At 38.5% G+C, this 13,281-nt stretch carries 10 protein-coding genes and 1 tRNA gene; 3 read left to right on the forward strand and 8 right to left on the reverse strand.

Features of this window, described 5'->3' with window-relative positions; translation table 11 throughout:
• Positions 1-121: 121 nt before the first annotated feature.
• Entirely contained in the window at positions 122-757 is a 636-nt protein-coding gene (locus CXF71_RS06295; RefSeq protein ID WP_101232107.1) for a sulfotransferase, read from the reverse strand.
• Positions 758-992: 235 nt separating this feature from the next.
• Here CXF71_RS06295 and CXF71_RS06300 point away from each other — a divergent pair, with 235 nt between their 5' ends.
• Positions 993-2,837 carry a GNAT family N-acetyltransferase gene (locus CXF71_RS06300; protein WP_101232108.1) on the forward strand — a complete coding sequence of 615 codons (1,845 nt, stop codon included), beginning with the start codon at positions 993-995 and terminating at the stop codon, positions 2,835-2,837.
• Positions 2,838-3,044: 207 nt separating this feature from the next.
• A complete protein-coding gene (locus CXF71_RS06305) occupies positions 3,045-4,010 on the forward strand; it encodes a histone deacetylase family protein (protein ID WP_101232109.1) in 966 nt (321 codons plus the stop codon).
• An 89-nt stretch (positions 4,011-4,099) separates the two neighbouring features.
• Here the strand turns inward: CXF71_RS06305 and CXF71_RS06310 are convergent, their stop codons facing one another.
• The 4 genes from CXF71_RS06310 to CXF71_RS06325 all read right to left on the reverse strand — a co-directional run bounded on the left by CXF71_RS06310 (position 4,100) and on the right by CXF71_RS06325 (position 9,465).
• A complete protein-coding gene (locus CXF71_RS06310; RefSeq protein ID WP_101232110.1) occupies positions 4,100-5,335 on the reverse strand; it encodes a hypothetical protein in 1,236 nt (411 codons plus the stop codon).
• Positions 5,336-5,339: 4 nt separating this feature from the next.
• Positions 5,340-6,140, reverse strand: a complete 801-nt coding sequence (locus CXF71_RS06315) for an outer membrane lipoprotein-sorting protein (RefSeq protein WP_101232111.1) — start codon at positions 6,138-6,140, stop codon at positions 5,340-5,342.
• A 76-nt stretch (positions 6,141-6,216) separates the two neighbouring features.
• The gene (locus tag CXF71_RS06320) at positions 6,217-8,565 is read right to left on the reverse strand and encodes an efflux RND transporter permease subunit (protein WP_101232112.1); all 2,349 of its coding nucleotides are present in this window, start codon (positions 8,563-8,565) and stop codon (positions 6,217-6,219) included.
• 132 nt (positions 8,566-8,697) lie between these two features.
• The gene (locus CXF71_RS06325) at positions 8,698-9,465 is read right to left on the reverse strand and encodes a TetR/AcrR family transcriptional regulator (RefSeq protein ID WP_101232113.1); all 768 of its coding nucleotides are present in this window, start codon (positions 9,463-9,465) and stop codon (positions 8,698-8,700) included.
• Positions 9,466-10,246: 781 nt separating this feature from the next.
• Between CXF71_RS06325 and CXF71_RS06330 the strand changes: the two genes are divergently transcribed.
• Positions 10,247-11,032 (forward strand): transporter substrate-binding domain-containing protein, encoded by a 786-nt coding sequence (locus tag CXF71_RS06330; protein WP_157826703.1) that lies wholly within the window; start codon positions 10,247-10,249, stop codon positions 11,030-11,032.
• A gap of 798 nt (positions 11,033-11,830) precedes the next feature.
• On the opposite strand, the gene CXF71_RS06335 is transcribed toward CXF71_RS06330, so the two are convergent.
• From CXF71_RS06335 to tpiA, 3 genes are all read right to left on the reverse strand, one after another.
• A tRNA-Leu gene (locus tag CXF71_RS06335) sits at positions 11,831-11,915 on the reverse strand.
• Between the two features lie 186 nt (positions 11,916-12,101).
• Entirely contained in the window at positions 12,102-12,506 is a 405-nt protein-coding gene (gene secG, locus CXF71_RS06340; RefSeq protein WP_101232115.1) for a preprotein translocase subunit SecG, read from the reverse strand.
• A gap of 2 nt (positions 12,507-12,508) precedes the next feature.
• Positions 12,509-13,279 (reverse strand): triose-phosphate isomerase, encoded by a 771-nt coding sequence (gene tpiA / locus CXF71_RS06345; protein ID WP_101232116.1) that lies wholly within the window; start codon positions 13,277-13,279, stop codon positions 12,509-12,511.
• Between the last annotated feature and the right edge of the window lie 2 nt (positions 13,280-13,281).

The following is a 13,281-nucleotide window of genomic DNA, read 5'->3' on the forward strand; positions in this document are numbered from 1 at the left end:
TCTAAACGATATTTATTTAATGGAAGTCACGTTCGCTGTTTAAATAGCACAATTGGCGTGATTTTACCTGTGAATTTTTCACTCTACAATAGTTAACCCCAGCGCTACTTCATAAAGACGGCTAATAAAGTACCTTATCAATTTTACCTTTATTGGTGGACTCTACTTTTAATTTGTTATGAAGGCCTTGCCAAGCTTTTACTTTACCACCCAAGTTAATCTGTTTAAAACCGCCCTCTCTCGCCTTAGTGCTGTCTAAATTAAGGAAAGCTAACATTTCCAGGTAACTTTTTTCATCACTGACATCAATGGTAAGCAAGTCTTGTGCTCTGTTTTGAAAGTACTCTTCAATGCCTTGTTGATGACGGTTATAACAGTTAAGTAAAAACTCATCACTGTTAAGGTTATCGTCGTTAAGTGGAAAAAACACTTCATTATAACAACGCTTTAAATGTGGGTTAAAACCACCATCCGAGCGTTGTAAATTTACCATCATACGCTGCAATAACTGCTTAATTGACGGTAACCATCGTTCAGGGGAACGAGTGAGGTAAATAAACTTACTGCTGGGAAAGTGCTTATCTAATTTTTGGTAATCACAAAAAATCGGCGTATCAGCGAGTACCTGTGCCTGTGAAAAGGCATCTTGGGTATAGGCATTATGCGCAGTTTTAAAGCCTTGCTCTAACATTGCTAAGCAAACACTGGTGGTTGCCGTTCGGGGTAAACCAATAATAAAAATTTTTTCTATCGACACTAAAAAACCCTTTAAAGATGAAAAACACTGAAAAAAATAAAACGCACATTTCAGTCAAATTGGAATGAAATAGCAGTAAAATAGTACGAATACCTTGTTAAAAACAAGCAATTATAACTTATTTGTTAATTTAACAAACACACATTTGACAGTGATCAATAAATGCCTTATTTATGAGAGCATACTGAGTACATACCAAGTATATTTATAACAAAGCAGTAGCCAAGGAAAATTCATGACAGCACAAGATGAGCAGCGTGATAGTGTCAAGTGGAGTGATTACTTAAAGTCAGGTAATCGTATATTTATCGGCTCTAATGCCGCTGTACCTAATGCCTTAATCGATGATTTGATAGCCAATAGTCAAGGGCTACATGATATTGAAACCGTTCATATTTTAACATTATCTGAGAATGTCTGGGCTAAACCTGAACATAAAGACTTATTTAAAGTAAATAGTTTGTTCATCGGTGGTAAAAACATTCGTGAAGCTATTGCCGAAGGCCGTGGTGATTATACCCCTTGTTTTATTTCCGATGTACCTCGCTTATTTAATGAAAACAGTTTACCGCTTGATGCCGCACTTATTATGGTCAGTCCACCGGATGAATACGGCTATTGTTCATTAGGCGTAAGTGTTGATATTGTTTCGGCCGCAGTAAAAGCAGCCAAATATGTTATTGCACAAATCAACCCTAAAATGCCACGTACCAATGGTCATAGCTTTGTTCATGTAAATCAAATTCATGCATGGATAAATGTCGAGCAAGATCTGCCTCAAGTGATACCACCTGAAGTTGATCGCCGTACTGAGCAAATAGGTCAGTATGTTGCCATGCTCATTGAAAATGGTGCGACTTTACAAATAGGTATAGGAAAAATCCCTGAAGCGGTATTACGTTATTTAGGTAACCACAAAGATTTAGGTATTCACAGTGAGATGATCTCCGACGGGGTCATTGATCTGATGCTAAAAGGTGTTATTAATAACCGTAGAAAAACCTATCACAAAGGCAAAGCCGTAGTCACCTTCTGTATTGGTACCCAAAAAGTCTATGACTTTGTTGATGGCAACCCGCACATTGAGTTTTATCCATCGGAGCACGTCAACTCACCAGTTAAAATTGCTAAAAATGACAACATGGTTTCTATAAATAGTGCTATTGAAGTCGACCTTACAGGTCAGGTTGTTTCAGACTCTATTGGCTACCAATTTTACAGTGGCATTGGCGGACAAGTTGATTTTGTCCGTGGCGCTTCTTTAAGCAAAGGTGGTAAACCAATTATCGCCCTGCCTTCAACAACGAGAGATGGTAAAACATCGCGCATTGTCGCACATATTACTGAAGGTGGCGGCGTAGTAACCTCACGTGGTCATGTGTCTTATGTAGTTACAGAATTTGGTATTGCTTCTCTGCAAGGTAAAAGTATTCGAGAACGAGCCTTAGAGCTTATTAAAATTGCTCACCCTAAATTTAGAGATAAATTATTGAGTGATGTGCGCAAGCATTATTGGGTGCCTGAATATCAAGAAAGTTCACCAAGTTCAGTACCTGAATTAGGCACCATAGAAATGAAACGTTTTAATTTTGCCGATGTAAATTACATTTTGCGACCTTTAGCGCCAGCCGATGAGCGTAAATTACAAGAGTTTTTCTATTCTCATAATAAAGAAACTCTAATGATGCGTTACAACCATCACATTACCCAAATGACGCGAGAAAAATCTTGTAACTTAGTCAGCGTTAATCAACATGTAGATCTTGCTTTATGTTTTACTAAAAAAGATTCGTTAGGTGAAGCGATCCAAGCCGTGGCGAGATATTACTTTATTGAAAGTATCAACAGTGGTGAAGTAGCTTTTGTAATTAAAGAAAGCCTACGTGGCCGTGGTATGGCAAGTACCTTATTAGGCGAAATGATTACCATCGCTAGAATTCGTCAACTTGATAGTTTGGTTGCTTGTGTACGCAGCGATAATGCATCAATGTTAAAAGTATTTGAAAAAGCAGGCTTTGTGCGTCAGCCTAGCGAAGATTTTGATGAAGTGAGTTTAAAACTGACACTTAATAATAATTAATACGCCTTAATGTTTACAAATAAAGCTTACTACTCATTAAAAAATTAAATATCCAGTGACTGTTCAGCTTTAAGCGTTAGAGTTCAAGTAAAAGGAAAAAGCACGGAGTTGACTTCTTTTAAAGAAAAGTTCAATGAGTACTTTTGACGTATTAATTGAGTCATATAGCGACAAGATGAAAGGTCACTAACAAAATAGAGAAGAACTATGCCAGTTGGAATAATAGGCCACTATCGCTGTGGTGAACATGATATGGGTGACCATCACCCTGAAAATGGTAAACGCTTAACCGCTATTTCAGACCAATTAATTCGTAGTGGCTTAGATTACGTAGTCCGTCAGTTTGACTCGAAACCTATTGATAAGAGTTTGCTAGCCTTAGCGCACACACAAAAATATATTGATTTTGTTTTTGATAATGCCCCTACCGAAGTTAACGGTGAAGCTGAGGAAAACTTTACCGTCGGTGAAGACTCAGTGATGAATACAAAAACACTCACCTCTATTTTATATTCCGCTGGAGCGGCTGTAGATGCGGTAGATTTAGTGATGGCAGGTACCTTAGGCTCAGCATTTTGTGCGACAAGACCACCAGGACATCACGCAGAACACGATAAAGGCATGGGTTTTTGTTTTTTCAATAACGTCGCCGTTGCTGCCGCTTATGCAAAGCAAAAATATGGGGTAAAACGTGTTGCTATTGTCGACTTTGATGTGCATCACGGTAACGGCACGGAAGATATTATAAAAAATCACTTTAAGGCTACGTCCGAAGACGATAAAGGCTACTTATTTTGCTCAAGCTATCAATATCCACTGTATCCCTTTGAAATTGAAGAAAGTGATACACCGCCCATTATCAATGTACCTTTAACGGCAACAACGAAAGGTGAGCAGTTTCGCGAAAAGTTAACCGCGCATTGGTTACCGGCCTTACATAAATTCAAGCCAGAATTAATCATTATTTCGGCTGGTTTTGATGCTCATATTGAGGATGACATGTCGCAGGTGAGTCTGACGGAAGCTGATTACCGCTGGATCACTGATGAGCTAAAAACTATCGCTAATGAATATAGTGAAGGTCGCATTGTCTCCGTACTTGAGGGTGGTTATGCGCCAAGTGCGTTAGGCAGAAGTGTCGTTGCTCATATCAATGGTTTAATTGGTAATTAAATAGCGAACAGACTATGTAGATCATCACCAATAAAAAAGCCGACAAGTCTTATAACTCGTCGGCTTTTATATTTTTAATGCTATATCCGCTAAAAATACCAAGCCAAAGATAGCTGTGCATGGTCATCATTACTTAAGGTATAAAGTAAGTCATTTTCATCATTGCTTTGTAATAACCGCACGTCAAGACTGGCAATAAAGTTATCACCAAAGCGGCGATTTGCTTCAATAATAAAACTAAAGGCATTGTGGTCTAAGTCACTACCAAAACCCATTAATAACTCACTGCTTTGCATGTCGTTAAAGGCCAACCTAGCCCCGACAAACAAGTCATTTTGCATGAGTGAGCCTTGCGCGCCTAATCCAACTTCACCGCGGGAATCCCAGCTATGTTCCATCAATAAGCCTAAGTCAATATTCGATTCAAACACACCAACAAAACTGTATTCAAAACCCGCTTGGCTTGCCATAAAATCTTCAAGACTGGTACTACGGTATATGCTTTCAAATTTCCATAACCAGTCACCTAAAGTGGCTTGTACATCAACACCCAGTTGGTCCATTTGGCTGTAATATTGTTGTAAAGTGTTCTGCGCAGTAGGCGTTAGATAAGCTTCACGATTAGTTCCATGAAACCAAGATGCACCTAAGTCAAAGTCACCAATACTATGCGACCAACGCAAAGCTACATCAAGGTGCTGTTGCCCTGCTGAGGATTCATAGCTAACATCGTCTTCATCAACGACTAAGGGTCCACGTAAACGCCCTTCACTACCGGCATAGGTTCTTTCTCGAAAACCGGGCAGTAAAAACACATCAACAATGCCCCAATCATTCACTAATGATAAGTTAACCATTTGCTGACCTAGCTTGTCTTCGCCATCAAAGTCTTCAACACCATCGGTTTGGTTAATCACATCAACCAGGTGTTGAAATTCAGTACCCCCCCAGAATTCTTTGCGAATACCAAGGCGTAATTCCCAATCATCACTGGCATGTATATAAGCTAACTCTCGAATATCACCGTGAGTACGCTGTGAGTCATGACTATCTACGCGATAAAAAGGAGTAAGTAAAAGGCTATCACTACCATCATTCCACTGCCAATAAAGCTCAGGCTCAACCGAGAAAGATGTTTGGCTATGACTCAATTGCTGTGAGGACAGCGCGTCATCAAAAAAATAACGCTGCTCGAGTGCAATATTACCCGAGGCTTCAAACTCAACTTCACCCGCCTGCAACGAATGACTAAGCAGTATGCCAGTGCATACTGCGATAGCGGTTACTGATCGCTTTAGCTTCCCTGTATGTAACGAAAATCTCATCAGCTTAGCGTGCTCGTTTTAATGAGTTACGGTTAAAGTCACTGTCAGTTAAACCTGTTTTAAAATCATAGTTACTCCATTTTAATTCAGTGCTTTTACCGTTTTGATGGTTAATCATTTCTTGGCTATCAGCACGCCAATGTTTAGCTAAATACTGCTTATAACTACTAAAGGTTAATGTCTTAAGTAATGAGTCTTTACGGTCATAGAAATCAATTTTATTAATTCTATATTCTAACGTATCAAGCCATACGATACGGCGAGTGTAGCCTGAGTTCTCATCTACTGGGTATTGCTCAACTTTAAAGTTTGTTAAGCCATTAACTTCTTCTACACCAAGATATTTATAAGAGTATTTTTCTACTTCAAAAGAACTTAAATCTTCAAAAGCAAACTCTGAGCCCATAAATGGTCCTGACTTATTACGTGATGAAATACGTTTTACACGCTTTAGTGCCGGTAATAATAACCATTGCTCATCCGATTCAATTGGATGAGAAAAGCTTAAAAATGCGGTGCCTTTTACATCAAGTGGTTTATTAAAAATAGTTAAGCTTTTATCACCATCATCATGAACCTCTAATGACTTCATTTTAATTTCACGAAGACTTTCTTGCCCTTGCTTGTTACGTAACAACATTAACATATCAGCGGTGCTGTCTTGCCAGCCAAGGTCGCGTTTTTTAGCTTCCATTGAAATGTCTAAGCCTTTTTGTTCTTCTACACTTAGCGCAAAAGAGACATTTGAAACAAAAATTAAACTTAGTGCAGAGATAGCGCTAATGAGTATTTTCTTAGTAAACATATAAAATCCTTATAAATTTTTTGGAAGCTCAGTCAATAAATACATCAAATGAGCTGATGTGTTCGGTGGCGAAGAATTAAACCGCTTCAATCGCTTTTTTAATAGGTGCATCAACCGCAACAGCTGAACTTTCGCTCGCTTTATTTTTGCTTTTATCAAGTAAAATAAGTAACGGTGGTAAGAATAAGAAGTCAACCACAAGTGCGATAAAGATGGTAAGTGCCGTTAAGAAGCCCATATCTGCATTCATTTTAAATGATGATTGTGCCAATACCGTAAAGCCTGCTACCAATACAAAGGTGGTTATCCAAAGTGCTCGTCCGACATTATCAAAAGCATAATGTACCGCTTCTTTCGCGCTGGCATTTTTATCACGTCTCGCATGAAGATACTTACTTAAAAAGTGCACCGTATCGTCAACAACAATGCCTAAAGTCATACCAATAACAACAGACAGCCCTAAACCAACTTGCGCGCTTAATAATCCCCAAAGACCAAAGGCAATAGCTGCGGGTGCTAAATTTGGTAATAAACTGATCAGTCCAAAACGCCAACTTTTTAACGCGACACCTAACAAGATAGAAATCAAGATAAGCGCCAGTGTTGTGCCAATAAGCATGCTAATAATATTACGTTGACCTATATGGGCAAACATTAAGCTTGGGCTAGCAAAATCAACTTCGTACTGTGGTGCGTGTTCGGCAAACCATTCAATCATGTCTTCTTCAACATTAATCAGCTCATTACTGGTCATGTTTTTAAAGGTCGCGACAATTCTTGATGAAGATTTATCAACGTCTAATTGGTTATTTAAATCCAAACCATAAGGTAATGACATTTCATATAGTAATAAGTATTGCGCTGACATTTCCTGGCTGTCTGGCAATTTATACCAACTAGGATCATCACCGTGCATATTCTTATTCAAGCGCTTTAACGTATCAGTAATCGTATTGACATGATCCGTTTCAGGGCGAGCACGTAACCAATCACTAAAGTCACTGACACTATTTAGGTACTTAGGGTTGTTAATACCACTGGATTGACCCGTTTTTACTGAGATCTCAACAACCATCATGCCCGATAAGTTTTCTTGCATATAATCCGTTGCTGCGCGATATGGCACAGTTTCATCAAAATATTTAACAAAATCATCATTGAGTTCATTGTTAGGAATAAACATTACTGAAGCAATAATTAACACGCTAGTTAAAGGCAGTAAGGCTTTACGTTTGGCAATAACAAAGTCTGCCAACTTAGCCATAATATCTTTCTTATGTTCAGATTGCTTTTTCACTCGCACCGGTAAAACCGTTAACAATGCTGGGAAAATAGTAATAGAAAATACAAACGCTAGCATCACACCAATAGCCACTAAATTACCTAAATCTCTAAACGGTGGAGAGTCAGAAAAATTCATGCTCAAAAAGCCAATTGCGGTGGTAATACTGGTCAAAAATATAGGTTGTAAATTGATTTTGATACTACGAACAATAGCGGTACGTTTATCCGCGCCTTGACGCATTTCATAAAACATTGAAGTTAATATATGAATACAATCCGCTACCGCTAAGGTCATTATCATCGTTGGCGCTGATGATGAAGGTCCTGTTAGATAAAAGCCTAACCAACCAGCTAGTCCCATGGTAGTAACAATACTCATAATGATTATAAGTACCGTAGAGATAGTACCGGTAATGGTTCTTAGTAATAAACCAATAGTCACAATAACCACAAGAAACATCAGTGGAATAAGTGTTGAACCATCACTAATTGAAGCCTCACCAAATGATGTATTCATCATGATCATGCCCGATAGATATACTTCAACGTCTGGGTGCTCAGCTAAAAATTGTGCCTGAATAGCACGGACACTCGTGGCAACTTGTGGCGTTTCTGCCATCGGGTCAATACCCGGTAATTGCACCGTAACGTTAACAACAGAAACATGCCCTGTTTTAGAGATGATTTTATTAACGAGTAAAGGCTCGCTAATCGCAATCTGTTTAATTTTATCAAGCTTATCGCTGGTTAAATTCTTAGTAGACATGACGAGATCTTCAACGATCATGTCATCTTCTTCAGCATAGGTGTATTGAAAGTTAGTCACTGAATCAACACGTGTTGAATAAGGCACCTGCCAACTTTCTTTGGTTAATACTTTTAACGCGGCTAAATGCTCTGCGGTAAAAACATTGCCACCTTTTGGTACGACGACAAACGAAACATTATCACTTTTGGCATAGACTTTTTGCATCGACTCAAAAGCGGTTAATTGCGGATTTTCTTCACTAAAGAACACTCGGTAGTCATTTTTAAATTCTAACTTTTGTGCTCCCATACCAGCTACCATGGCGAATGTAATACAAACTAGTATCACCCAAAATGGATTATTGCCGACAAAATTATAGAGTTTGTCTCTCATTGTTAAGCTCCTTATAGTATAAATTTTTCTTCATTAATGAAGAGTCTTTTAGGTGACGAATCGTCACCTTGTCTATCAAAAAAATGCGGTTAATGACCGCACATTTTTATTATCTGGTTTATTAAAAAGAGGCTAACTAAAACTACCAAAGTTCAGCTCACGCCCTTTTGCTTTAATTTGCGCTAACTCTTGCGGAAATAATTCTGCTAAAGCGAGTTGTAATTCAGCACAATGGCTTAGGTCTTTAGTTAAAGGTTTCCAGCCCATGCCATCAAATAACAGATTGCTTAGGTTAAAAAGCTCACGTTCAACAATTAAACTTGTTCTACCGCTACACTGTTCTACTTCACCTGAAAGCAAGGTAATAGCACCATATGCCATAGACCAATTACTAAAACATAATTGCTGTACATCCATATTATTTGGAAGTGCTAGGCTGTTATCGTTTAGGCCGTCTTCTACGATGCCATGAATAGAGGTCATCAACTTAATTTCTAGCCGTTCATTTTCATTGATATGCTTTTCACTCGATTTACCAACCACATTGGGTGATTTAGCACATAGAACCGTTTGAAAAAGTGCGGGGTATAACATTGCATAAATGAGGTATGAGAAATTTAACAGTAACATGCGTGACCGAGCACAACCTTTAAACTGATATGTGCGATAAAAGAGATTTGCGAGCAGTTCCATAGAATAATTACTGATCGCCAACAATAAATCTTCTTTACCAATAAAGTGTTTATAGACAGTGCCTTTTGAAAACGGTACTTGAGCGACCACTTTATCCATGGTGAGGTTTTCAATACCATTTTGCTGAATAAGCAACACAGCAGAGTTGATTATTAACAACTCCCTTTCTTTAAGTGCTGTTTCATCGAGTAACTTAGGTGGTGTCATAATATCTACTTTTAAAATGTGACGAATCGTCACTGACGTTTCGTCATCATACCCCCGATGTAATTATTGTCAACGATTTTGTAACTCAAATGTACTGTGAATTTTCTTTCATCCACATAATATGTGTCACGAGTGATTTTTGTAAAAGCTTTTTCTGAACTACAAACTATGAATTTGGGTCTGGGAGTCAATTTTTACCACTAAGGAAACATTGGCACTAGCTTAGGATTAGTGCCAAAAATCAAACTGCTTGGGGTAGTCGGTTTATGATCACTATTACCACAAAGCGGACGGTTTTATTAATGAAAAATCGACCTTGAAACAGTCAGCAAAGATACGAAAGCGGACGTTCCCCACATTTTGAATAAAAAAAGTAATATTCAGAATTGGTTTGCACAACAGCGGAATGCACTTGTTTTTATCCGGGATTTTAGAAAACAGTATAGCTGTAGGCAAGAAATTCCTGACTTTCGGCTTTCGCTCCCTCATAGCGATGAAGAAGAGTAAATATCTAAAATATGGGCTAAAGAATATTTCATATATTACAAAAAAATGACATTTATTCTACTTATACTCTGGTATTAATATTTGTTAGTGCTAATGTTCCCTTGGTGGGGATACTGAGCGTTATCTTTGTCCTGATTAACGGACATTACTCATAATTCGTTGTAGGTGTAGTCGTCTACACTTGAACTGAACAAGGTAAATGTAGTTATCAGAATCAGTTTTATTAGTCTTTTGTTTGTTCAGTAATAGAAAGGTATCACAATGGGTAAGAAAAGTGATTAAATATGCAGTAGCAGCCATCATGGTTTATTTATTGTCCTCTACAGTTGCTTATTCCTATAGTTTGACCAAGGTTGAAATTGCCACTGTTGTAAAATCAAACGACAGAGTAAAGACCAAAAACGTTCTAACCAACGAAGGGAGACCGGGGTGGTTTATTGAACTTTCCCGTCGTGCGGCGCTGGAGTGTAATATGGAACTCCGGTTTCAATTTGTCCCCTGGGTTCGGGGCCTATTGCTACTTGAACAAGGTAAGATAGACGCAACATTTAACAGCAACCACATGGAAATTCGTGAAAAGTATGGGGTTTACCCTCGAATTGATGGCATATTAGACGAGAAACGTGCATCAATAAAATATGGTTATTACGCTTATACTTTAAGAAATTCGGATGACAAGAAATTGGTGGAGCGGGCTGATCTTACCAACCGCAATGTTGTAGTAGAAAGGGCTGCATCAATAATACCTGAACTTAAAAAACGCGGCGCGAAAATTCAGGAAAATGTAAATTATTTATCGATGCTAAAAATGGTTGCTTACCACCGTGCAGATGTGGCCGTCGGGATAGATAAAAGTTTTGACAGCTTATTAGACAATACTCCGGCACTTGCCGCCATCATTATGAAGGTTAAAACGCCAGTTCAGTTAAAGGTTGGATATGTGATGTTTTCAAAAAAATTCTATGCAACCCACCAGGAGCAGGTTGAATGTTTTTGGGACAGATCAGCAGAAAATCGTAAAACTGACTGGTTCAGGAAGTTGTACCTCTCGTATCAATGAGCCATTGTCAATTGCCTGAAGTTAGCTGGACGTAAAAGCTACTTGACCAGACAATTTCAGCCATATCGCATTGGGAGGTAGTTTAGGGAAGTAACGTGCTAGCCAAGAACTTCTAGCACGTCAACGGATAGATTTTAAAGCTAATTAAGATATGGAAAAACGTGTTAGCTAATGTCAGTTTAGAGGGAAGTTCTTGTCATTGAGACATCATAAGAACCTATCAACCACATGTTCATGATTACTATAGGCACCGTTTACATCAAGTGATGGAATGCCAACGGCAACAATTAGCTTAAACCAGCCCCACAAGTGAGTAGAAAATCTTGGCTAATATTACCTTAAATATGCTCCTGAATCTGCAACGGCTTAATGTCTGCTTATGGCTATATTTTAACCTAAACAACAGCCAGTAGCTAACGTCAACTAAGCGCACAAAGTTATCATGTTTAATAATACCAACAGCTAACTAAATCATTCCCCATCAGAACACTCTAAACAGCGATTCTTAGACACTTTGCAGAATATTAACAATCAGTATGCATTATTTAACTTAAGTACATTAATTTGATGGTTTGGTGGATATTTGAAAGTCGAACAATTGAGTGTCATATCAGATCAAAGGTATAAAATTTATCCAACTTCAAGACAGACATAATATAAATTTCAGGAAAATAACTACAGAGTTCGCCAACCTTCTCAGGAATAATTAGCAACCAATTAGCAACCAATTAGCAACCAAACGAAAAAAGGCCGATTCATCACGAATCGGCCTTTAAATGTCTATTTGTATAAGTTTAGTGGTGCGGTTGGGGGGACTTGAACCCCCACGACCTAAATCATTAGCCCCTCAAGCTAACGCGTCTACCAATTCCGCCACAACCGCGCAATACTAAACTATACTATCTGTTTTACTAAGTTAACTTGCTCATTTTGAGGTAAATAAGAACACTTAACTTTTAGACCCGCAGTCCCCTCAAGCTGGCGCGTCTACCAATTCCGCCACATCCGCGCAAAACTCAATTTGTAATTTTAACTTTTTATATATTAACTAAGTTGAGGCTTAGCTAAATTAATCTGGAACGTTGCTGCTATCTTCTTTCTTAGCAGGTTCGTCTGATGCAGGTACATCACTGTTTTGAACAGCAGGTAATGTAGTTGCTTCAAGACTTTCACTTGGAATAGCATCAACTGCTTGCTCTGCAGGAACTGCTAGGTTATTCCACTCATCAACAGACTTAGTCTTGTTGGCAGTTAAGTTACCTAAGATTAAGCTGATAACAAAGAATCCTACCGCTAAATACGTTGTCGCCGATGTTAGGAAGTTACCAGAACCACCTGAACCGAAAACAGTTGCAGAAGAACCCGCACCAAAAGAGGCACCCATGTCTGCGCCTTTACCTTGCTGAATTAACACTAAGCCAATTAGGGCTAAAGCAATAAGTACGTATACGATAATTAATACTTGATACAACATTTCTATTTTCCTTTCGCTGCGGAACAAATAATTTTAAATTGTTCAGCTTGTAAACTAGCACCGCCAATAAGACCACCGTCTATATCAGGTTGTGCGAATAATTCTTCACAGTTAGCTGCGTTAACGCTGCCACCGTAGAGTAATGGTATTATATCCGACACTTGCTCGCTCTGTTGAGCTAAAAATTGACGAATAAATTGATGTGTTTCTTGTGCCATCGCACTTGATGCTGTTTTTCCTGTTCCTATGGCCCAAACGGGTTCATAAGCAATAACAACATCAGTAAAATTCTCTATGCCAATTTCATCGATAACTGGCTGAATCTGTGCTGATAACACAGTTTCTGTTTCTCCGGTTGCTCGTTCTGCTTCGCTTTCACCAATACATAAAATTGGTGTTAAGCCAGCATTTAATGCTGCATGAACTTTTTTAGCAACTTGGGTAGAGGTTTCTTTATAGATACTTCTACGTTCAGAGTGACCGACTATTACATAGTTAATCGCTAGGTTTTGCAACATAGTTGTGGATATTTCACCTGTGTAGGCTCCACTTTCATGTTCACTCACATTTTGCGATCCAACATGAATTGCTTCATTTAACTTAGCTGCTTTTATTTTCTGATTAAGCTCAGATAAATAGGGAAAGCTTGGGCAAATAACAACATCAACGTGTGATGATAGTTTAACATCTGCCAATCCTGAAACCATAGTATCAACTAGGGCTGAGTCACCGTTCATCTTCCAATTTGCGGCTACAATTGCTTGTCTAGTCATTT

This window comes from Colwellia sp. 12G3 (assembly GCF_002836775.1).
Taxonomy (GTDB): Bacteria; Pseudomonadota; Gammaproteobacteria; order Enterobacterales; family Alteromonadaceae; genus Colwellia.